At 75.7% G+C, this 20,996-nt stretch carries 20 protein-coding genes and 1 pseudogene; 7 read left to right on the top strand and 14 right to left on the bottom strand.

Features of this window, described 5'->3' with window-relative positions; genetic code table 11:
* Nucleotides 1-16 precede the first annotated feature (16 nt).
* The 3 genes from KSE_RS12265 (at nt 17) to KSE_RS12255 (ending at nt 2,780) form a co-directional block, all read left to right on the top strand.
* Nucleotides 17-655, top strand: a complete 639-nt coding sequence (locus tag KSE_RS12265) for an ankyrin repeat domain-containing protein (RefSeq protein ID WP_014135634.1) — start codon at nt 17-19, stop codon at nt 653-655.
* Complete coding sequence (locus tag KSE_RS12260; protein ID WP_014135633.1) at nt 652-1,821, top strand: YncE family protein; 1,170 nt, start codon at nt 652-654, stop codon at nt 1,819-1,821. The genes KSE_RS12265 and KSE_RS12260 overlap by 4 nt, the downstream gene beginning before the upstream one ends.
* Nucleotides 1,822-1,889: 68 nt before the next feature.
* Complete coding sequence (locus tag KSE_RS12255) at nt 1,890-2,780, top strand: 1-aminocyclopropane-1-carboxylate deaminase/D-cysteine desulfhydrase (RefSeq protein WP_014135632.1); 891 nt, start codon at nt 1,890-1,892, stop codon at nt 2,778-2,780.
* Between the two features lie 19 nt (nt 2,781-2,799).
* Here KSE_RS12255 and KSE_RS45775 read toward each other — a convergent pair whose 3' ends face one another.
* Together KSE_RS45775 and KSE_RS12245 are read right to left on the bottom strand one after the other, a co-directional pair.
* On the bottom strand, nt 2,800-4,422 hold the full coding sequence (locus tag KSE_RS45775; protein ID WP_033259356.1) for an LCP family protein: 1,623 nt from the start codon (nt 4,420-4,422) through the stop codon (nt 2,800-2,802).
* Between the two features lie 230 nt (nt 4,423-4,652).
* Nucleotides 4,653-5,132 (bottom strand): MarR family winged helix-turn-helix transcriptional regulator, encoded by a 480-nt coding sequence (locus tag KSE_RS12245; protein WP_014135630.1) that lies wholly within the window; start codon nt 5,130-5,132, stop codon nt 4,653-4,655.
* A gap of 388 nt (nt 5,133-5,520) precedes the next feature.
* Here KSE_RS12245 and KSE_RS12240 point away from each other — a divergent pair, with 388 nt between their 5' ends.
* On the top strand, nt 5,521-6,015 hold the full coding sequence (locus tag KSE_RS12240; protein WP_033259355.1) for a DUF3145 domain-containing protein: 495 nt from the start codon (nt 5,521-5,523) through the stop codon (nt 6,013-6,015).
* 80 nt (nt 6,016-6,095) lie between these two features.
* Here KSE_RS12240 and fabF read toward each other — a convergent pair whose 3' ends face one another.
* The 5 genes from fabF to KSE_RS12215 form a co-directional block, all read right to left on the bottom strand.
* On the bottom strand, nt 6,096-7,364 hold the full coding sequence (gene fabF, locus KSE_RS12235; protein ID WP_014135628.1) for a beta-ketoacyl-ACP synthase II: 1,269 nt from the start codon (nt 7,362-7,364) through the stop codon (nt 6,096-6,098).
* Between the two features lie 114 nt (nt 7,365-7,478).
* Nucleotides 7,479-7,721, bottom strand: a complete 243-nt coding sequence (locus tag KSE_RS12230) for an acyl carrier protein (RefSeq protein ID WP_014135627.1) — start codon at nt 7,719-7,721, stop codon at nt 7,479-7,481.
* Nucleotides 7,722-7,802: 81 nt separating this feature from the next.
* Nucleotides 7,803-8,831 carry a beta-ketoacyl-ACP synthase III gene (locus KSE_RS12225; protein WP_014135626.1) on the bottom strand — a complete coding sequence of 343 codons (1,029 nt, stop codon included), beginning with the start codon at nt 8,829-8,831 and terminating at the stop codon, nt 7,803-7,805.
* The gene (locus KSE_RS12220; protein ID WP_014135625.1) at nt 8,828-9,766 is read right to left on the bottom strand and encodes an ACP S-malonyltransferase; all 939 of its coding nucleotides are present in this window, start codon (nt 9,764-9,766) and stop codon (nt 8,828-8,830) included. Before KSE_RS12220 ends, KSE_RS12225 begins: the two co-directional genes overlap by 4 nt.
* Nucleotides 9,767-9,856: 90 nt before the next feature.
* Entirely contained in the window at nt 9,857-11,053 is a 1,197-nt protein-coding gene (locus KSE_RS12215) for a PucR family transcriptional regulator (RefSeq protein ID WP_051055798.1), read from the bottom strand.
* Nucleotides 11,054-11,309: 256 nt separating this feature from the next.
* On the opposite strand from KSE_RS12215, the gene KSE_RS12210 reads away from it, so the two are divergent.
* A complete protein-coding gene (locus KSE_RS12210; RefSeq protein ID WP_231873162.1) occupies nt 11,310-12,140 on the top strand; it encodes a pirin family protein in 831 nt (276 codons plus the stop codon).
* Between the two features lie 18 nt (nt 12,141-12,158).
* Here KSE_RS12210 and KSE_RS12205 read toward each other — a convergent pair whose 3' ends face one another.
* Complete coding sequence (locus tag KSE_RS12205; protein ID WP_014135622.1) at nt 12,159-12,989, bottom strand: serine hydrolase domain-containing protein; 831 nt, start codon at nt 12,987-12,989, stop codon at nt 12,159-12,161.
* 118 nt (nt 12,990-13,107) lie between these two features.
* Here KSE_RS12205 and KSE_RS12200 point away from each other — a divergent pair.
* Nucleotides 13,108-13,524: pseudogene (locus tag KSE_RS12200) on the top strand (MerR family transcriptional regulator); the annotation flags it as partial.
* A gap of 128 nt (nt 13,525-13,652) precedes the next feature.
* Entirely contained in the window at nt 13,653-14,675 is a 1,023-nt protein-coding gene (locus tag KSE_RS12195) for an aldo/keto reductase (protein WP_014135620.1), read from the top strand.
* 46 nt (nt 14,676-14,721) lie between these two features.
* Here KSE_RS12195 and KSE_RS12190 read toward each other — a convergent pair whose 3' ends face one another.
* The 6 genes from KSE_RS12190 to KSE_RS12165 form a co-directional block, all read right to left on the bottom strand.
* Nucleotides 14,722-15,912, bottom strand: a complete 1,191-nt coding sequence (locus KSE_RS12190) for an alpha/beta hydrolase (RefSeq protein ID WP_014135619.1) — start codon at nt 15,910-15,912, stop codon at nt 14,722-14,724.
* Between the two features lie 144 nt (nt 15,913-16,056).
* Nucleotides 16,057-16,392, bottom strand: a complete 336-nt coding sequence (locus tag KSE_RS12185; protein ID WP_014135618.1) for an MmcQ/YjbR family DNA-binding protein — start codon at nt 16,390-16,392, stop codon at nt 16,057-16,059.
* Between the two features lie 64 nt (nt 16,393-16,456).
* Nucleotides 16,457-17,668: an acyltransferase family protein gene (locus KSE_RS12180; protein ID WP_014135617.1), complete on the bottom strand. Its 1,212-nt coding sequence runs from the start codon at nt 17,666-17,668 to the stop codon at nt 16,457-16,459.
* An 86-nt stretch (nt 17,669-17,754) separates the two neighbouring features.
* A complete protein-coding gene (locus KSE_RS12175; RefSeq protein ID WP_014135616.1) occupies nt 17,755-18,864 on the bottom strand; it encodes an alpha/beta hydrolase in 1,110 nt (369 codons plus the stop codon).
* A 122-nt stretch (nt 18,865-18,986) separates the two neighbouring features.
* Nucleotides 18,987-19,664, bottom strand: coding sequence for a response regulator (locus KSE_RS12170; protein WP_014135615.1), 678 nt, complete (start codon nt 19,662-19,664; stop codon nt 18,987-18,989).
* Nucleotides 19,661-20,959, bottom strand: a complete 1,299-nt coding sequence (locus tag KSE_RS12165; RefSeq protein ID WP_014135614.1) for a sensor histidine kinase — start codon at nt 20,957-20,959, stop codon at nt 19,661-19,663. The genes KSE_RS12170 and KSE_RS12165 overlap by 4 nt, the downstream gene beginning before the upstream one ends.
* Nucleotides 20,960-20,996: the final 37 nt, after the last annotated feature.

Genomic DNA, 20,996 nt, shown 5'->3' with positions numbered 1-20,996 from the left:
CAGAAGGAGGATCGTGATGACCCCGACCGACCAGCGCCTGCTCACCGCCGCCCGCACCGGAGACCTCGACGCCGCCCGGACCGCGCTGGCGGACGGCGCCGACCCGGAGGCGCGCGACCCGCACGGGCGGACGGCGCTGCTGCTCGCCGCGCTCGCCGACCACGTCGCCCTGGCCGACCTGCTGGTCGCCGCCGGCGCCGACCCCGACGCGCGGGACGAGCGGGAGGACAGCCCCTGGCTGGTCACCGGCGTCACCGGCAGCGTGCCGATGATGCGCGCCCTGCTGCCGGCCGGCCCGGACGTCCGGCTGGTCAACCGGTTCGGCGGGGTCAGCCTGATCCCCGCCGCCGAACGCGGCCACGTTCCCTACGTGCGGGCCGTGCTGGCCGAGACCGACATCGACGTCGACCACGTCAACCGGCTGGGCTGGACGGCCCTGCTGGAGGCCGTGATCCTCGGCGACGGCGGCCGGGAGCACGCCGAGGTGGTCCGGCTGCTGCTCGCCGCCGGCGCCTCCCCGGCGCTCGCCGACAGCGACGGCGTGACACCGCTGCGGCACGCCGAACGGCGCGGCTTCGACACCCTCGCCGCCCTGCTCCGGCGGGCCGAGGCGGCCGCGGACGGCACGGACACCTCGGACGGGGCGGCCCGGTGACCGCCCGCCGCCGGCGCACCGGCCCGCTGCTGCTGGCGGCCGCGCCGGTGCTGGCCGCGCTGCTGGCCGGCTGCGCCGACACCGACACCGGCACCGACACCGGCGCCGCGCCCGCGTCGCCGCCGGTCCCCGCCGCGTCCGCTCCCGCCGCGTCCGTCCCGGCCCCGTCCGCCCCCGCGTCCGCCCCGGTCGAGACCCCCGCCGGGACGCTGCTGGTGGCCGACTTCGGCGCCGACACCGTGACCTTCGTCGACCCGGCGCGCGGCGCGATCGGCTCGGTCGAGGTCGGCACCGCGCCGTACGCGGTCGCGCTCGGACCGGACGGGCGGGCCTGGGTCAGCACCGCGGAGGGCGTCGCCGAGGTCGACACCAGGGCCCGCGTCCTGCTCCGGAAGGTTCCGTCCCGCACCGGTACCGGCCCCGCCGGGACGGGCGAGTACCGCGGCGGCGCGATGGGCCTGGCCCTCTCGCTCGACGGCAGCCGGCTGTACGTCGGCGTCAACGTGCCCGGCCGCACCGGCGTGCTGGAGGTCGTCGACACCGCGAAGGGCGAGGTCACCGGCGTCGCCCCGATCGGCCGCCGCCCCTTCGACGTCGACGTCTCGCGGGACGGCCGGGAGGTCTACGCCACCGGCCACGACTCCTTCGACGTCACCGTGGTCGCGGCCGACAGCCTGGCCACCCGCCGGATCGAGGTCGCCCCGTACGGCACCGAGGGCGGCCTCGGCTCCTGGCTCAAGCCGCACTACGCGGCGGTCCGGCCGGGCGACGGCAAGCTGCTGCTGCCCTTCGAGGGCGAGCGGCTGGCCGTCGTCGACCCCGCCACCGGCCGGGTGGCGATCGAGCCGATGACCGCCGACACCCACCAGCACGGCGTCGCCGTCGCGCCCGACGGCCGCCTGCTGGTGGTCGGCTCCGGTCCGATCGCCCGCGACGACCGCGGCCCCAGCCTGACCGTCCGCGACCCCGGCGGCGGCGAGCGGGTCTACCCCCTCGGCGTCCCGCACGAGAACGTCGCCCTCTCCGCCGACGGCCGCACCGCCTACGTCACCGGCGGCTTCACCCGGGACGGCTACTGGAACGGCATCACCCTGGTCGACCTCGACACCGGCGCCACCCACCGGCTGGACGCCGGACGCCGACCACTGGGCGTCGTCGTCCTCTGACCGGCCCCGGCCCCGGTCCCGATCCCCGTCCCGGTCCCGGCCCGGCGGGGCAGCACTAGGGTGGGCGGATGCTTGCCGCCGCTGACCTGCCCACGCCGCTGACGGCGGTCGACGATCCGGAGTTCGCCGCGGCGGGGGCCGAGCTGTGGCTCAAGCGGGACGACCTGGCGCATCCGACGGTGCCGGGCAACAAGTGGCGCAAGCTCGCGCCGAACCTGGAGCTGGCGGTCGCGGCGGGCGCGCGCGGGCTGCTCACCTACGGCGGGGCGTACTCGACGCACGTGCGGGCGGTGGCGGCCGCGGCGAAGGGGCTCGGGCTGGCCAGCGTGGGGGTGATCCGGGGGGCGGAGCTGGCGGGGCGGCCGCGGAACTGGTCGCTGGCGCGGGCCGAACGGGACGGCATGGTGCTGGAGTTCGTCGAGCGCTCGGCCTACCGGGAGGCGGCGGCCGGGCGGGAGCGGCGGGCGGGGTACCACGTGCTGCCGGAGGGCGGCTCGAACGGCCCGGCCGTGCGCGGGGCCGCCGTGGTCGCGGCCGAACTCGCCGGGCAGCTGCCCGACTTCGGCGCGCGGGACGTGCTCTGCTGCGCGGTCGGCACCGGCGGCACCCTGGCCGGCGTCGCGGCGGGGCTGCCCGCCGGGGCGCGCGCCCTCGGGGTCGCGGTGCTGCGCGGCGAGGGCTACCTGGAGGCCGAGGTGGCCGCCCTGCAGCGGGCCGGGTACGGCCGGGAGTCCGCCAACTGGCGGCTGGCGCACGGCTGGCACGGCGGCGGCTACGGCAGGGTCCCGCCCGAGCTGGAACGGTTCGCCCGGTGGTTCGAGGCCGCGTACGGGGTGCCGCTGGAGCGCCGGTACGTGGCCAAGGCGCTGTGGGCGGCGTACGGGCTGCTGCGGGCGGGCGAGTTGGCCGGCCGCCGGGTGACGGTGCTGGTGACCGGCCTGCCCGACCCGCCGTCCTGAGCCCGGGCGGCGGGGCGGGTCAGCCGAAGTCGAGGTCGCTGCAGAGGTCGGCGTCGGCGGGGCGGGTGTTGTCGGTGATGCCGGAGGGGATGCCGGTGGGCAGCGTGCCGGCCGAGGGTCCGCCGCCGGCCGCGACGCCGCCCGGGATCGAGGGGCCGTCGGTGGCGGACGACCCGGCGGGCGACCCGGTGGCGGCGCCGTCGGGTTCGGCCCCGTCCCCGCCGTCGCTCCCGGGGACGCCCGCGGTGTCGGCCCCGGCCCGGTCCTGGCCGAGGGTGAGCACCAGGCCGTCGGTGCCGTCGGCGCGGAGTTCGGCCCCGGGGTAGAGCAGGGCGAGCTGTTCGGCGGCGGCCCGCCCGCCGGGGCCGTACTCGATCAGGGTGGTGCGGCGGGCCGGGGTGTCGGCGCCGATGGTGATGTCGGTGTAGCCGCGGCCGCGCAGGGCGAGCGCGGTGCGCCCGGCCAGGCCGGTGCTCTTGGCCGCGTTGTGCACGGTGACCGGCGTGTTCAGGGCGGTGGCCGAGCCGGTGGCGGACGGGCCGGTGGCGGTCGGGGCGGGGGTGGTGCCCGGGGAGGGCGCGGCGGGGGTGGCGGAGGCGCCGGTGCCGGTGGCGCGGCCGTCCAGGGTGCGGTCCTGGCGCAGCAGGTTCCACAGGATGCTCGCGTCGGGTTCGACCACGGCGACGCGCGCGCCCTGGAAGCGCCAGGGCAGCGTGACGAACTGGATCTGGGAGAGCGGGATGTCCTGCAGGGACTGGGCGAACTCGGCCAGCTTGTAGGGGGAGCCGAGTTCGGGGTCGACGGTCAGCGACTTGGTGGCGGCGTCGGCGAGCGGCAGCAGGGTGGTCAGGTCGAAGCCCCGGCCCTGTATTTTCTTGATCAGCGAGGACATGAACGCCTGCTGGCGGAGCATCCGGCCGATGTCGGAGCTGTCGCCGAGGCCGTGCCGGGCCCGGACGTAGTCCACCGCCTGCTGCCCGGAGACGGTCTGCCGGCCCTTGGTCAGGTGGATCCCGTACGAGTCGACGTCGTTGGGCACGCAGACGTCCACGCCGTCGACGGCGCTGGTGATCGCGGCGAAGCCCTTGAAGTCGACCACCAGGGTGTGGTCCACCCGCAGGCCGGTCAGCGTCTCGACGGTGTTCTGCGTGCAGGCCGGGTTGCCGTTCTTGAACTCGCCCACGGTGAAGGCCGAGTTGAACATCTGGTTGGTCCGCTGCCGGCTCCAACTGCCGTCCGGGAGGCGGCAGGACGGGACGGTGACCAGGGTGTCGCGCGGTATCGACACGCCGACCGCGTGCTTGTGGTCGGCGTACACGTGCAGCAGGATCGCGGTGTCGGAGTGGCCCACGCCCTCGTCGCCGCCGCCCAGCGCGCCGTTGCCGTCCTCCCGGGTGTCGGAGCCGAGCAGCAGGACGTTCACGGGCCGCCCGCCGGTGGGTGCCGGAGCGGCGGCCGGGGGGCGGCTGGAGGCGATGCCCTCGGGCGCGAAGGTCGTGATGTTGTGGTCGAGCCGTTGGTAGTACCAGGCGCCGGTCCCGGCCGCGGCGACGACCGCGACGGCGGTGACGGCCCCGAGTGCCCGGGCTGTCCGGCGGCCGCGGGAGCGGTCCGGGGCGGCGTCGTGCTTGGCGTCGGTCATCGGTCGGAGGTCTCTCTGCGCGCGGCGGCAACTGGTGCCCGAGGGCAGGCACTCGGCTGACCCGCGGCACTGCGGATCGGCTCTCGTCACTACTTGGACGGCCCGGCACGCGGAATGGTTACACGCGAACCATTCTTTTCGAGAGATTTTTCGAACCGACGGAACCGGGCAGGTCAACGGGGCCGTCCCCGCACGGGAGGACGGCGGTGGCCGGGGGCGGCGGGGCGGGCTCAGCCGGCCTTGGGGCCGGTGGAGTCGAGCATCCGGCGCAGCAGGTCGCGGAGTTGGGCGCGTTCCTCGCCGTCGAGGGCGGCCAGCGGCTCGCGGGCGAAGTTCAGCGACTCGCGCAGCTCGGTGGAGGCGGACCGCCCGGCGTCGGTGGCGACCACCAGCTTGACCCGGCGGTCCTGCGGGTCGGACTCCCGGGTGACGAAGCCCCGGCCCTCCAGCCGGTCGACGATGCCGGTGATGTTGGACGGCTCGCAGGACAGCGTCTGCGCGATGTGCCGCATCGGCATCGGCCCGCGCCGCAGCAGCGCCAGCACCTTGGCCTGGGCGCCGGTGAGCGAGCGGGCGGCGGCGGCCTCCTCGTACTCGCGGTGGAAGAGTCCGACCAGGCGGGCCATCAGGTCGACGACCTCCAGCGTGATCGGGTCGACGGGTGCGGCGGTCTCCTCCGTCATGACCTGCTCCTCCTCCGGCTGCTCCATGCGTTCGAGTCTAGCTGAACATTTGACAACCTGAACCTTTCACCCCCACGACTGCTGCACGTGCTGGATGTTCCATGGCGAGCAGCGTGCGAGGGCGGGAGCGGGACGCCCCCGCCGTCCTCGGCTGTCGCGCCGTCAATGCGCCCCACCGGAGCGGGATCCCCGGCGGGGGCGCGCGCGTGCGGCCGTTCGGGGGAGGTGGGCGCTGTGGGGGTAGACCTCTCGGAGGAACCGACTAGCATGGGGGGAAAGCTTGTCCGTTTTGCTCGATTTGATGACCTAATGTCGAATAAGCCGAGCTTCACGGGGTAGCAAGTGGTCACTACCTACCGGCGACGGCGCGAGGCAGCTGGGGAAGGCGACCCTCGTCCACAGCCAGGAGGTCCCGGTGACGACACGTGGTGTGCTCTACGTCCACTCCGCGCCGCGCGCGCTGTGCCCGCACGTCGAGTGGGCGGTCGCGGGGGTGCTAGGCGTCCGGGTCAACCTCGACTGGATCAGGCAGCCCGCCGCGCCCGGCCACTGGCGGTCCGAACTCTCCTGGCAGGGGGAGCCCGGCACCGCCTCCAAACTCGCCTCCGCGCTGCGCGACTGGCAGCTGATGCGGTACGAGGTGACCAGCGAGCCCTGCGCCACGGCGGAGGGCGAGCGGTACTCCTCGACGCCCGCGCTCGGCATCTTCCACGCCGTCACGGGCATCCACGGCGACATCCTGATCCCGGAGGACCGGCTCCGCGCCGTCCTGCTGCGCGCCCGCAACGAGGGCGGCGACCTGGCGGCGGAGATCTCCAGGCTGCTCGGCAAGCCCTGGGACGACGAGCTGGAGCCGTTCCGGTACGCGGGCGAGGGCGCGCCGGTGCGCTGGCTGCACCAGGTGGTCTGACGCCGGGTCCGGAGACGCCGGAAGGGGGTGCGGGGAGGATCCCCGCACCCCCTTCCGGGTGCCCCGGAGCGGACGGCGCGTCAGACGGTGCGGAAGGCCAGCACCACGTTGTGGCCGCCGAAGCCGAACGAGTTGTTGAGGGCGGCGATCCGGCCCTCGACCGGCAGCTTGCGGGCCTCGTCGCGGACGATGTCGGCGTCGATGTCGTCGTCCAGGTCGACCACGTTGACGGTCGGCGGGGCGATCCGGTTGTACAGGGCGAGCACGGTGGCGACGGTCTCGATGCCGCCCGCGCCGCCGAGCAGGTGGCCGGTCATCGACTTGGTGGCGGAGATCGCCACGTGGTCGAGGTGCTCGCCGAGGGTGCGGCGCAGCGCCTTGATCTCGGCGGTGTCGCCCTGCGGGGTCGAGGTGGCGTGCGCGTTGACGTGCACGACCTCGGACCGGTCGAGCTCGTTGCGGGCGAACAGGTCGTCGATGGCGCGGGCCACGCCGGCGCCGGTCGGCTCGGGCTGGGCGATGTGGTGCGCGTCCGAGGACAGGCCCTGGCCGACGGCCTCGCAGTAGACCCGGGCGCCGCGGGCGGCCGCGTGCTCGGCGGACTCCAGCACGACCACGCCGGCGCCCTCGCCGAGGACGAAGCCGTCCCGGCCCTTGTCGTACGGGCGGGAGGCGTGCTGCGGGTCGTCGTTGTTCTTGGACATCGCCATCATGTTGGAGAAGGCGACGATCGGCAGCGGGTGGATCGCCGCCTCGGTGCCGCCGGCCACGACCACGTCGGCGCGGCCGGTGCGGATCATCTCGATCGCGTAGCCGATCGCCTCGGCGCCGGAGGCGCAGGCGGAGACGGGGGTGTGCACGCCCGCGCGGGCGCCGACCTCCAGGCCGACGTTGGCCGCCGGGGAGTTGGGCATCAGCATCGGGACGGTGTGCGGGGAGACCTTGCGGACGCCCTGCTCCTTGAGCACGTCGTACTGGTCGAGCAGGGTGGTGACGCCGCCGATGCCGGAGGCGATGACCGCGCCCAGCCGCTCGGGCGCCAGCGCGTTGGACTCGTCGGTGGCCGGGGCCTGGTAGCCCGCGTCCTTCCACGCCTCACGGGCGGCGATCAGCGCGAACTGGGCCGAGCGGTCCAGCTTGCGGGCCAGCGGGCGGGGCAGGATCTCGCCGGGCTCGACGGCCACCCGGGCGGCGATCCGGACCGGCAGGTCGGCCGCCCACTCCTCGGTGAGGGCGCGGACCCCGGACCTGCCGGCCAGCAGGCCCTCCCAGAAAGTGGCGGCGTCGCCGCCCAGCGGCGTGAAGGCGCCGATACCCGTGACGACCACGGTGCGGTTTTCAGCAGTCACTGGTTTCTTCTTCTCTCAGATCTGAGGGGAGGACCCGGGGAGGCCGGAGGAGCGGGAGGTGGGGGGTCCGGCCGGGGCGCGCCGGGCGCGCCCCGGCCGGGAGCCTGACACCGGTCAGACGTTGGCGACGATGAAGTCCACCGCGTCGCCGACGGTCTTGAGGTTCTTGACCTCGTCGTCCGGGATCTTCGCGCCGAAGCGCTCCTCGGCGGCGACGACGACCTCGACCATGGACAGCGAGTCGACGTCCAGGTCGTCGGTGAAGGACTTGTCGAGGGCGACGTCCTCGGTGGGGATGCCGGCGATCTCGTTCACGATCTCGGCGAGACCTTCGAGAACCTCTTCGCGGGTAGCCATGTCGGCTGCTCCTTCTCGGTGTTGACGGCGTGCGGCCCGGTGGGCCGACGCGCTCTACAGGGGTGTGACGGGGAAAAACGCCTAGGGGAGCGTAACGACCGCGGCGGCGTAGACGAGACCCGCCCCGAAGCCGATGATCAGTGCCAGGTCGCCGCTCTTGGCCTCGCCGCGCTCCAGCATCCGCTCCATGGCGAGCGGAATGGACGCGGCGGAGGTGTTGCCGGTCTCCGCGATGTCGCGGGCCACCGGGACGCTCGGGGGCAGGTCCAGCTTCTTGACCATGGCGTCGATGATCCGCATGTTCGCCTGGTGCGGGATGAACGCGCCCAGCTGGTCGGCGGTGATCCCGGCGGCCTCCAGGGCCTGCTCGGCGACCTTCGCCATGTCGTACACCGCCCAGCGGAAGACCGCCTGGCCCTCCATCCGCAGGGCGGGCCACTTGGTCTCGTCACCGGCGCCGTTGACCGCGTCCGGCTTGGCGAACGCGGTGTCCCACGCCTGGGTCTGCGAGATCACGTCGGCCTGCGAGCCGTCGGAGCCCCAGATCACCTTGCCGATGCCGGGGGTGTCGGACGGGCCGACGATCGCGGCGCCCGCGCCGTCGCCGAAGATGAACGCGGTCGACCGGTCGGTGACGTCGGTCAGGTCGGACAGCCGCTCCACGCCGATCACCAGCACGTACTCGGCGCTGCCGCCGCGCACCATGCCGTCGGCCAGGCTCAGGCCGTAGCCGAAGCCCGCGCAGGCCGCCGAGATGTCGAACGCCGGGGCGGTGCCGCAGCCGAGCCGCTGGGCGATCTCGGTGGCGATCGCCGGGGTCTGCTTCAGGTGCGAGACGGTCGCCACGATGACGCCGCCGATCTGCTCCGGCCGGATCCCGGCCATCGCGACGGCCTTGCCGGCCGCCTGCACCGACATCTCGGCGACGGTCTCCTCCGGGCCGGCCCAGCGGCGCTCGGCGATGCCGGAGCGGGTGCGGATCCACTCGTCCGAGGAGTCGATCCAGTTCAGCACCTCGGAGTTGGGGATCACCCGGGTCGGCCGGTAGCCGCCCACGCCGTGGATGCGGGAGTGCTGGGCGCCGGTGGCCGGCTTGATGGTCGGGCTCATGCGGTCGCCTCCTGGCTGCCGTGCTCGGCCACGAGCGCGCGGGCCTTGTCGAGGTCGGCGGGGGTCTTCAGGGCCAGCGTGGCGACGCCCTTGACGTTGCGCTTGACCAGGTTGGTGAGCGTCCCGGCGGGGGACAGCTCGATCACGGCGGTCGCGCCGATCCGCTGCAGGGTCTCCATGCAGAGGTCCCAGCGGACCGGGTTGGAGACCTGCGAGACCAGCCGGGCGAGCACCTCGGCGCCGGAGCCGACCGGCTCGCCGTCCCGGTTCGACAGGTAGGTGAGGGCCGGGTCGGCGACCGCGAGGGTCGGCGCCAGCTTCTCCAGCCGGACCACGCCCGGGCCCATGTGCGCGGTGTGGAACGCGCCCGCGACCTTCAGCGGGATCAGCCGCGCGCCGGCCGGCGGGTCCGCCTTCAGCGCGGCCAGCTGCTCCAGCGTGCCGGCCGCGACCAGCTGGCCGCCGCCGTTGTTGTTCGCCGCGGTCACGCCGTGCTCGGCGAGCTTGGCGAGCACGGCCTCCTGGTCGCCGCCGAGCACCGCGGTCATGCCGGTCGCGGTGGCCGCGGCGGCCTCCGCCATGCCCAGGCTGCGCTCGCGGACGAAGTTCAGCGCGTCCTGCTCGGACAGCACGCCGGCCAGCGCCGCGGCGGTGATCTCGCCGACGCTGTGGCCGGCCACCGCGCCCACGGTGCCGGTCAGGCCCTGCGGGAACAGCGCGGCGGCGGTCACCAGGCCGGCGGCGACCAGCAGCGGCTGGGCGACGGCGGTGTCCTTGATCTCCTCCTCGGAGGCCCCGGTGCCGGCGTGCAGCAGGTCGAGGCCGGCCGTCTCCGACCACTGGCGGAGCCGGTCGGCGGCGCCGTCCAGTTCGAGCCAGGGGTTGAGGAAGCCGGGGGTCTGGGCACCCTGTCCAGGGGCGACGATAACGAGCACGGTTCAACCCTCTCTCGCCGGACACCCGGGGGCGGGTAGGCGACGATGACGAAGAAAAGCACGTCGGCTTGTGGATTCCCTACAGTCGGGTCACCCCTGGTCGGACCCGGAACCGAGACGTCCCAGAGCAAGGGCGATGCGCAGGGTGAAGGCCGAACGCACGTCCGACGGAGCATAGCCGGTGACGTCTGTCACACGACGCAGCCGGTAGCGCACGGTATTCGGGTGAACGAAGAGCATCCGGGCGGCGCCCTCCAGCGAGGAGGCCTGCTCCAGGTAGACGCTCAGCGTCTCCAGCAGGGCCGAGCCGGCCTCCTCCAGGGGTGTGTAGATCTCCTCCACCAGCTGACGGCGCGCCACTTCGTCGCCCGCCAGCGCCCGTTCCGGCAGCAGGTCGTCGGCCAGCACCGGGCGGGGCGCGTCCGGCCAGGCCGCGCACGCCTTCAGGCCCTGCGCGGCGGCGTGCGCCGACCGGGTCGCCGACAGCAGGTCGCCGACCGTCGGACCGACCACCACCGGGCCCGGCGCGAACTGCCCGATCAGCGCCCGGGCCGCGTGCACCGGCTCCTTGTCACCGCCGACCACCACCACCAGCCGGCGGCCCAGCACTCCGGTCAGCACGTGCAGCTTGGCGTACCGGGCCGCGCGCCGGATCGCCTCCACCACCAGCTCGCTGTCCCCGTCCGGGGCGCTGCCCATCACCACCCGCACCTGGCTGGGCTGCCCCCAGCCGAGCGCCGCCGCCCGCGACAGCACGCCCTCGTCGGCGTCGCCGGACAGCAGCGAGTTGACCACCAGCGCCTCCAGCCGGGCGTCCCACGCGCCGCGCGCCTCGGCGGCCTGCGCGTACACCTGGGCGGTGGCGAACGCGATCTCCCGGGCGTAGACCAGCACCGACTCGCGCATGCCCGCCTCGTCGCCGGGCGCGGCCACCTCCTCGATGGCCTCCTCCATCACCTCGATGGTGGTGCGGATCAGCTCCACGGTCTGCCGCAGCGTGATCGCCCGGGTCAGCTCGCGCGGGGCGGTGCCGAACACGTCCGTGGAGATCGCCTGCGGCGCCTCCGGGTGCCGGTACCACTCGGTGAACGCCGCGATGCCCGCCTGCGCGACCAGGCCGATCCACGAGCGGTGCTCCGGCGGCATCCGCCGGTACCAGGCCAGTTGGTCGTCCATCCGGGCGATCGCCGCGGACGCCAGCTTGCCCGCCGACTTCTCCAGCCGCTTCAGCGTCGCCGCCCGCAGCTCCGCCCGCTCGGCGGCCAGCCGCCGCTCCTCGGCCGTCATCCGCCCCCGGCCCGGCACCCCCGCGGGGCGGTTCGCCGCGGCCGGGCGCCGGGCGGGCTTCTTCTCCGCGGCCTTCTCGGCGGGCCGCTCGGGCCGCTCGGAGGAGGCGCGCGCGTCGGACGCCCGGTCGGAGGGCTTGTCGGGTTTCGCTGAGGCGGATGGCACGGCACTAGCCTGCCTCACGCCGGAGGGTGCTCGTGCACACCGGGACCGATGTCGGCCGGTGGCACCCGTCACACCGGCTACCGTGGTGCCCGTGAGCGTGGAACTTCCGCCCCAGGACGGGCAGGCGTACGAAACCGTCGAACCGGCGTCCGGGCCGGGCCGCAAGGAGCGCGGCCGTGCCGACCTCCGGCGCACCGCCGAGCGCTACCTGTCGGAACCCGCCGAAGGCGTCACCACCCGGCACGCCTTCTCCTTCGCCGGCCACTACGACCCGCGGAACACCTCCTTCGGCGCGCTGCTCGCCTGCAACGAGGAGACCCTGGCCCCCGGCGCCGGCTACGAGGCGCACCGGCACAGCGAGACCGAGATCGTCACCTGGGTGCTCTCCGGCGCCCTCGCCCACCGCGACGACGCGGGCCACGCCGGCGTGCTGCGGCCCGGCACCGTCCAGGTGCAGTCCACCGGCAGCGGCGTCACCCACACCGAGCGCAACGTCGGCGGGGCCGCCGAACCGGTCCGCTTCGTCCAGATGTGGCTGCAGCCCGACGCGTACGGCGCCGCGCCCGGCCTCGGCCTGCGCACCGTCCCCGACGGCGAGGGCCTGCACCTGCTGGCCTCCGGGCGGGACGCCGACGCCGACCGGGCGCCCCGGCTGCGCCGCGGCGACGCCGCGCTCTGGCTGGTCCGGGCCCCCGCCTGGATGCCGCTGCCCGACCTGCCCGCGGCGCCCTTCCGCTACGCGCACGTCGTCGCCGGATCGGTCGGCTACCGCACCGTCCCCGGCCCGCAGGGCGGCGGCCGCTCGGCGGGGCCCGGCGACTCCGTCCGGATCACCGGCGACGCGTTCGCGGACCCGACCGCCGGGCCGGACGGGGTCGAGCTGCTGCTCTGGGAGATGCACACGCCGGTGCGGTACGGCTGAGCCGGGGCGCGCCGCGCGCTACGCCGCTTCGGCGAGGACCGCGTCGCCCAACCGCGGCCAGACCTCGGCCGCCCAGGGGCCGAAGTCGCGGTCGGTGAGGGCGAGGCAGGCGAGACCGGCCTCCGGGTCGACCCAGAGGAAGGTGCCGGACTGGCCGAAGTGGCCGAAGGTGCCGGGGGAGTTGGCGGTGCCGGTCCAGTGCGGGGCCTTGTGGTCGCGGATCTCGAAGCCCAGGCCCCAGTCGTTGGGGCGGCGGTGGCCGAAGCCGGGCAGCACGCCGCTGGTGCCGGGGAAGGCGACCTCGCGGGTCGCGGCGCGCACGGTGGCCGGGTCGAGCAGCTTGGGGGACTGCAGCTCGGCGGCGAACCGGGCCAGGTCGGCGGCGGTGGAGAGGCCGCCCGCGCCGGCCGGCGCGCGGTGCGCGGTGTTGATCAGGGTGGCGTGCATGCCGAGCGGCTGGAAGACGGCCTCGGCGGCGTACCGGGCGAACGGGATGCCGGAGGCGCTCTCCAGGGCGGCGGCCAGCACGTCGAAGCCGGCGTTCGAGTAGAGCCGCCGGTTGCCGGGCTCGGCCATCACCCGGTGCTCGTCGAAGGCCAGGCCCGAGGTGTGCGCCAGCAGGTGGCGGACGGTGGACCCGGCCGGCCCGGCCGGGTCGTCCAGCTCGAAGACGCCCTCCTCGACGGCGACCAGCACGGCGTACGCGCTGAGCAGCTTGGTCACCGAGGCGAGCGGGAACAGGTGGTCCTGCGGGCCGTGCGCGCCCAGCAGCGCGCCGTCGCTCCCGCGGACCACCGCCGCCGCGGCGTGGGGTACCGGCCAGTCCTCGATCATCCGCAAGCTCTGCATGGGCCGCACTCTATCCAGCCGGGGCGGGCCGGGGCGGGGCGGTGGCGTGCCGGGCTTGCTTCGAGCGCACTCCAAGTCGGTAGCGTCGTCGGTGTCGTCGAGACGGGAGAGCGGAACCATGGCAGAGGCCGCGGAGCAGGTGCCGGCGTGCGAGGAGGCGTTCCGACACCCGGTCGCCGTACCGGACCTGACGCCCCGGCACAGCATCGGCGAGGTCTCCGCGATCAGCGGGCTGAGCGCGCACACGCTGCGCTGGTACGAGCGGATCGGCCTGCTGGAGCCGGTCGACCGCTCGCACGCCGGGCAGCGCCGCTACACCGACGCCGACCTCGCCCGGCTGGCGTTCCTGACCAAGCTGCGGCTGACCGGCATGCCGGTGGCCGACATGGTCCGGTACGTCGAACTGCTCCGGGCCGGGGACGGCACCCGGGCCGAGCGGCGGGACCTGCTGGTCGCGCACCGCACCGAGGTGCGCCAGCGGCTCGCCGACCTGCACGCCACGCTCGCCGCGATCGACAAGAAGATCGACCACTACGACGAACTCGACGCCCGGCTCCCCGACGGGGGGCTCCCCGGCGGCCGGACGGCCGGCCACCCGGCAGCGGAACACCCGACAGCGGAACACCCGACAGCGGAACACCCGGCACAGGACAGGAAGAGCGCATGAGCAGCGACAGCAGCATCGAGACCACCCGGCTCGGCGGCCACGGCCCGGTCGTGGGCGTGCAGGGCCTGGGGTGCATGGGGATGAGCGAGTTCTACGGCCCGACCGACACCGGCGAGGCGCTGGCCACCCTGGAGCGGGCGCTCGAACTGGGCGTGACCCTGTTCGACACCGCCGACATCTACGGCTCGGGCGCCAACGAGGAGCTGATCGGCCCGTTCGTCCGGGCCCACCGCGAGCAGGTCGTGCTGGCCACCAAGTTCGCCATCGAGCGGCGCGCCGACGACCCCGCGTACCGGGGCATCAACAACGACCCGGCGTACATCCGGCGGGCGGTGGACGCCTCGCTGGCCCGCCTCGGGGTCGACGTGATCGACCTCTACTACATGCACCGCCGCGACCCGAACGTGCCGCTGGCCGAGTCGGTCGGCGCGATGGCCGAGCTGGTCGAGGCCGGGAAGGTGCGCTACCTGGGCCTGTCCGAGGTGACCGGCCCGGAGCTGCGGGAGGCGCACGCGGTGCACCCGATCACCGCGCTGCAGTCCGAGTGGTCGATCTTCGCCCGCAGCGTGGAGCGCAGCGCCGTCCCGGCCGCGGCCGAGCTGGGCGTCGCGCTGGTGCCGTACTCGCCGCTCGGCCGCGGCTTCCTGACCGGGGCGTTCGCCGACGCCGGGCAGCTGGACGCCGGCGACTACCGCCGCCACCTGCCGCAGTTCACCGGCGAGAACGCGGTCGGGAACGCCGCGCTGGTCGCCCCGATCCGGGCGATCGCGGAGCGCCGCGGCGCCACCGCCGCGCAGGTCGCGCTGGCCTGGCTGGGGCAGCGCGCCGAGGCGCACGGCCTGACCGCGGTGGTGCCGATCCCCGGCACCCGCAAGCGGAGCCGGCTGGAGGAGAACCTGGGCGCGACCCGGCTGGTGCTCGACAAGGAGGAGCTGGCCGAGCTGGAGCCGATCGCGGCCCGGGTCGCGGGCGGCCGCTACGCCGACATGGGCTCGACCTCGGACGCCCGCGAGCTCTGAGCGGCGGCGGTCCGGTCCTGACGGCCCCGGACCTCGGCCGGGCCGGTCAGCCCTGGGTCTCGGACGGGCCGGTGACGTCCCCGTAGTGGCCGAGCGCGATCGCGGCGAAGTTGTGCCGGCTCGCGGTGCCCTCGGCCAGGTAGCCGTTGTGGCCGCTGGCGCCCAGCGAGGAGATCGACATCGCGCCGAACGCGTGGGTGGTCGGGTCCGCGCCGTGCCCGAGGCCGCCGACCTCCAGGTACGGGACGTTGCCGATCCAGTCGTTCGGGTTCCGGGCCGCCCACACCTGGACGCCGGTGCCCAGCTCGGCCGCCGAGTCGACGCCCATCCCGGGGCTGCCGAACGCCACCACGTCGGTGGGCTCCGCCGCGTGCAGCCCCGGGGCGGCGGTGCCGCACACCACCGAGCCGTACGAGTGGCAGAGCAGGGCGGGCGGCGCGTCCGGGTGGCTGGTCTGCTTCAGGCCGGCCAGCAGCCGGGTCAGCCGGGGCGCGGCCGCGGTGGCGAGCCGGGCGGTGACCGCGTCCGGGCCGAGGCCCTGCGGGGTGACGTAGCCGGTCCAGGCGACCACCGCGGTGCGGGTGCCGGGGGACTGCGCCCGCTCCTCGGCGTACAGCGCGCGGGCCATCCCGGCGGGGGAGCGCAGCGGGTCGGCGCTCTGGTCGAAGTGGCCGAGGTCGGCGTCCGAGCCGGGGACCAGGACGGCGATCCGCTGGGCGGCCGACAGGTCGCCCCAGACCTCGGTGACCAGGCCGCGGCCGCGCGGGTCGAAGGCGAGGACCTGCCGGCCCGGGGCGAGCAGCCGCTCCGAGTCGTTGGCCCGGGAGGCGGCCAGCGCGCGGGCGGTGGCGTCCAGCGCCGGGTCCGCGGCGCGCTGCCGGGCGCGGTCCCGCTCGTCGCCGATCGCGACCCGGTTGGCCCGGTAGCGGACCTCGGCCGGGGCGCCGTCCAGGTTGCCGACCACCAGCGGGTACGCGGCGATCAGCCGGGTCAGCTCGGCGGGCTTCAGCGCGGCGAAGAACGCCGCGACGGCGGCCGGGTCGGCGGTGGCCGGGTCCGGCAGCGGGTGGCCGAAGCTCTGGTCGGCGACCCAGGCGGTGCTGCCCGCGGGCGGCGTGGTGATCGCCAACTGCTCGTTGGAGGCGGCGGCCTGGGCGGCGGCGGCACCCGCGTCCACCAGGGCCGCGCAGCCGGCGAAGACGCCGATCAGGATCCGCTTGACCCGCCTGCGGTGCATGGCGTCCACTCCCTCGGGCCGGTACATCGCGGCGGGACGGGCCCGACGGTGCTGTGACTGCCAACTACTAGTCAGCCAGAGTAGAGGGCGCCCGACCCGCCGGGCAGGGAGTAAACGGTGTTCCGCGTCACATTCGCCCGGACGCTACCCGCCGTGCTCCCGCACCACCCGTTTCGGGGTCACCGAGCGCCAGGCGTCGGTCAGCAGCTCGCCCAGTTCCGCCGCCTCCAGGCCGGCCAGCCGGACCCGGACCCAGCCGAACCGGCCGGTGTACGGCGCCACCGAGAACACCCCGGGAGCGGCCGCGACCAGCTCGGCCTGCTCCGCCGGGGCGGCCTTCACCGTCGCCTCGCCGGTCTCCGGCCGGCCCATCGCGAAGATCTTCCGCCCGACCCGGAACGTCACCTGCTCCCAGGTCTCCTCCTGGTGGGTCCCCGGCAGCGCCAGGGCCAGCGCGGTCAGCTCGTCGAAGGTCGCCATGGCGGGCAGCGTACGGGCCGGCACCGACAGCCGGGCCCGGACCGCGCCGGGCCGGCGGCCGGCGTCAGACCGCGCCCAGCGCGTACACCGCGAACAGCGCCGCGCCCGCGCCCGCCACCGCCCGCCAGGTCCGGGACGGCCACGGGGCGTCGAAGCGGCGGGCCCACCGGCCGAGCAGCGCCAGCACCGCGCCGAACACCGGCAGCCAGGCCAGCCGGGCCAGCGCCCAGCCGCCCGAGTCCGGGGCGGTGGTCAGGCCGGGCAGCGCGCCGAGCCGCGAACCGGCCAGCGCGGTCAGGAACATCGCGCTCTGGTGCCAGCAGAAGATCGTCATCGCGCCCAGGTTGACCACCACCACCGGCAGCCAGAGCAGCGGCCGCCGCAGCGCCCGGCCCAGCCGGTCCTTCAGCAGCACCGCGACCCCGGCCTGCGCCGACGCCAGCGCCAGCACCAGCAGGGACGGCGGGTGCGAGTTGGTGCGGGCCGCGCCCGGCACCCCGACCATGCTCGCCGGGTAGTGGAACACCAGCAGCAGCACCGCGAACAGCGCCGCGCCGCCGAGCGCCAGCAGCCTCGCCCCGGCCCGGGTCAGCCGGCCGTGCGCCCAGTCCACGCCCAGCTGGTAGGCGAACAGCCAGCCCGGCAGCAGGTTCAGCAGGCTCAGCCAGCCGGGCATCGCGCCGCCCCACGGCCCGTACCGCAGGAAGTCCACCGCCGCGACCGCCGCCAGCAGCCCCGCCGAACCCCAACCCCTGGTCAGCGCGCCGAACTTGACGCACAGCGGGGTCAGCGCGGTCAGCACCAGGTACATCGCGATGTACCAGAGCGGCTGCACCATCAGCACCGCGCCGGTGCGCACCGGCGCGTCCGGCACGCCCAGCGCGTGCAGCAGCGGCACCAGCGCCGCCCACACCGCGGCCACCCCCAGCACCGGGCGCACCAGCCGCAGCACCCGGCCGCGCAGCCAGCGCCCGGTCGGCACGCCGCGCTCGGCGGCCCGGCGCAGCGACAGCGCCGAGGCCCGGCCGCCGACCAGGAAGAACACCCCCAGCATCTGCAGCACCCAGCTCAGCGGCGCCATGAACGGCATCGCCCCGAGCGGGCTGGCGTTGTGCAGCACGCCGCCGGCGGCGTCGAAGCCGCCGAGCATCCAGTGGCCGAGCGGGACGGACAGCAGGGCGACGGCGCGCAGCCCGTCCAGGGCGCGGTCGCGGGTCGCGGGGGTCTTGGCGTCGATCGCCGCCGCGGTGCGGCGGAGCCTGGTCAGCACGGTCATCGTCGAGTTCTCCTCCGGTCGGTGACGCGGGGTCGGGCCCGGGGTCGGGTTCGGGCCGGGGCTCAGGCGCGGGCTCAGGTACGGGCTCAGGCGCGGGCGGTGAGGGCGAGGGCGGCGAGGGCCGCGAGGGAGGCCGAGCCGGGCGCGAAGTAGCCGGTGTGGCCGTGCGAGCCGTCCGACGGCAGCGGGCGGGCGCCGAAGCCGGCCGAGGTGGGGTCGGCGCCGTGGCCGAAGCCGAGCAGCGAGACGTTCGGCACGTCGCCGATCCAGTCCTCGGCGTTGCGGCTCACCGCCCACACCGGCACCCGCAGCCGGTCGGCCCGCTCCAGGCCCATCCCGGGCGAGGCCACCGCCACCACCCCCGCCACCGCGGCCGGGTCCGGGTCCGAGCGCCCGCAGACCACCGACCCGTACGAGTGGCAGACCAGCTCCACCGGCCCGGTCACCGGCGCGAGTCCGGCCGCCAGCCGGGCCAGCCGTTCGGCGCCGGCCTCGGCGAGCTCCTCGCGGGCGGCGTCCACGCCGAGGCCGACCGGCGTGGTGTAGCCGGTCCAGGCGACCACGGCGACCCGGTCGCCGCTCGCCGCGCGCAGCGCGCGGGCCATCCCGGCGAGGGTGTCGTAGCCGGCCGCCGAGGGGCGGTCGTAGCTCGCCAGGTCGGTGTCCGAGCCGGGCACCAGGACGACGGTCCGCGGGTCGTGCTCCAGGTCGCCGAAGACCTCGGCGACCTGGCCCCGCCCGCGCGGGTCGAAGGCCAGCAGGCGGCGGCGCGCCAGGTCGTCGTACCGGTCGGCCCGGGCGGCGGCCGCGGCGCGTTCGGCGGCCGGGAGGCCGTGCTCGGCGGCCCGGGCCCGCTGGTGGTCGCGCTCCTCGGCGGCGGCCAGCGCGTTGGCCCGCAGCCGCAGGGCGACCGGGGCGCCGTCCAGGTTGCCGACCACCTGCGGGTGGCGGACCGCGAGTGCCTCGCGCTGGGCGGCCGGCAGGCCGGCGAAGAACGCGGCCACCTCGGCCGGCCCGGCCTTCGCCGGGTCGGGCGGCCGCACCCCCAGCGTGGTGTCCGCGACCCAGGCCGCGCTGCCCGGCGGCGGCCCGGTCAGCGGCGTCTGCGCGTCCGCGGACGCCCACGACCCGACCCCCAGCACCGCGGCCAGCACCAACCCGGCCGCGGCCGTTCCCCGACGCAGACGCGACAGCATCCCCGTCCTCCTTCCGTTCCGTCCGTTCGGCTACGGGAGGAAGGTAGGAAGGCGGTGGCCGGGCGGGCGTCACCCCGGGGGGCCAACCGCGGTGTCATACCGGGGGGCCACCCCGGGCGGTGCTACCGCTCGCCGGGCTGGACCAGGCCGCTCTCGTAGGCGAGGACGACGGCCTGGGCGCGGTCGCGCAGGTCGAGCTTGCCGAGGATCCGGCCGACGTGGGTCTTGACGGTCTGTTCGGCGAGCACCAGGTGGGCTGCGATCTCCTGGTTGGACAGGCCGCGGGCGATCAGTTCGAGGACCTCGGTCTCTCGCGGGGTCAGGCCGTTCAGCCGCAGCCGGGGGTCGCGGCGCGGCGCCGGGCGGTTGCGGGCGAAGTCGGCGATCAGCCGGCGGGTGACCGAGGGGGCGAGCAGCGCGTCGCCGGCCGCGACCACCCGGACGGCGGCGATCAGGTCGGCGGGCGGGGCGTCCTTGAGCAGGAAGCCGCTGGCGCCGGCCCGCAGCGCCTCGTACACGTAGTCGTCGACGTCGAAGGTGGTGAGCATCAGGACGCGCGGCCGGTGGGCGGTGCCGGGCGGCGGGTCGAGCAGCCGGCGGGCGGCCTCCAGGCCGTCCATCTCGGGCATCCGGACGTCCATCAGCACCACGTCGGGGTGGGTGCGGCCGCTGGCCTCGACCGCCTGCCGGCCGTCGGCCGCGTCGCCGACCACGTCGATGTCGCTCTGGGCGTTCAGCAGGGCGGCGAAGCCGGCCCGGACCATCGCCTGGTCGTCGACGATGAGGACGCGGATGGTCATGCGGTGCTCTCCCCTGAGTCCGGACCCGGGCCGGTGCCGTCCAGCGGCAGGACGGCGGTCACCAGGTACCCGCCGTCGGCGGTCGGGCCGGTGTCCAGGGTGCCAGCCAGCAGCCGGACGCGCTCGCGCATTCCGACCAGTCCCTGCCCGGTGCCGCCGGAGGTCTCGACGGCGGCCCCGGCCCGGTCCGCGGCCCGGCCGGGCGGCGGACCGTTGCGGACGGCCAGGCCCAGCGCGCCGTCCGCCGCGGCCCGCAGCCGCACCTCGGCGGCGGCGCCGGGGGCGTGCCGGACGACGTTGGCCAGCGCCTCCTGGACGATCCGGTACGCCGACAGACCGACCGCCTCGGGCACCGGGCCGAGCGCCGACACCCCGTCCTCGACGGCGAGTTCGGCCCGCACCCCGGCCTGGCCGACGGTGGCCAGCAGCGTCGGCAGGTCGTCCAGGCCCGGCTGCGGCGCCTTGTCCGGCGCCGTCCCGGCGGCCCGCAGCACCCCCAGCAGGCGGCGCATCTCGGCCAGCGAGCCGCGGGCGGCGGCCGCGATCTGCCCGAACTCCTCGACGGCGGCCGGCGGCAGGCCCTCGATCCGGTACGGGGCGCTGTCGGCCTGCACGGTGATCACCGACATGTGGTGGGCGACCACGTCGTGCAGCTCGCGGGCGATCCGGGCGCGCTCCTCCAGCAGGGTGCGCCGGGCCCGCTCGGTCTCCGAGATCCGCTCCTGCTCGGCCAGCCGCCGCCTCGCCTCGCCGCGCCCGCGCAGGCTCCAGCCGAGCAGCAGCAGCACGCCGGACAGCGCGGTGGCGACCACCGAGGAGCCGTCGAAGTGCGCGGTGAAGACCGTCCAGCTCAGGCTGCAGCCGACGAAGGTCACCACCCAGACCGCGAACAGGGTGCGGCCGCGCTCCCGGACCGCCAGGAAGACCATCAGGAAGAGGTACGACAGCAGCGTGGTGACCGGCCACGGCCAGGGCTGCTCGGCGGCGGCGCCGTGCGTGGCGACCGCGCCGACCAGTACCGACGGCACCGTCAGCTGCCAGGCCAGCAGCGGCCGGGTCAGCGCCACCGGCAGCACGCCGGCCTGCACGGTGGCGAGCGCGGTGGCCAGCGCCGGGTCCACCCCGTAGAACCGCTGCAGCGTGACGATGCCGGTGGGCAGCAGCGAGGCGGCCGCCAGCAGCACCAGCCCGTGCGGCAGCATCCGGATCCAGGGTCGGCGGGCCGTCGACAGCGGCGGGCGGTGGTCGCCGAGCGGTTCGGTGAGGGCGCGCACGAATTCGGTCCAGGGGTTCACCGGGCCGAGGGTAGGTCGCCGGAGCGGCGGGTGTCCT

The organism is Kitasatospora setae KM-6054 (assembly GCF_000269985.1).
Classification (GTDB): Bacteria; Actinomycetota; Actinomycetes; order Streptomycetales; family Streptomycetaceae; genus Kitasatospora; species Kitasatospora setae.
The sequence above is the reverse complement of the archived record's forward strand: the minus strand, read 5'-3'. Positions and strand labels throughout refer to the sequence as shown.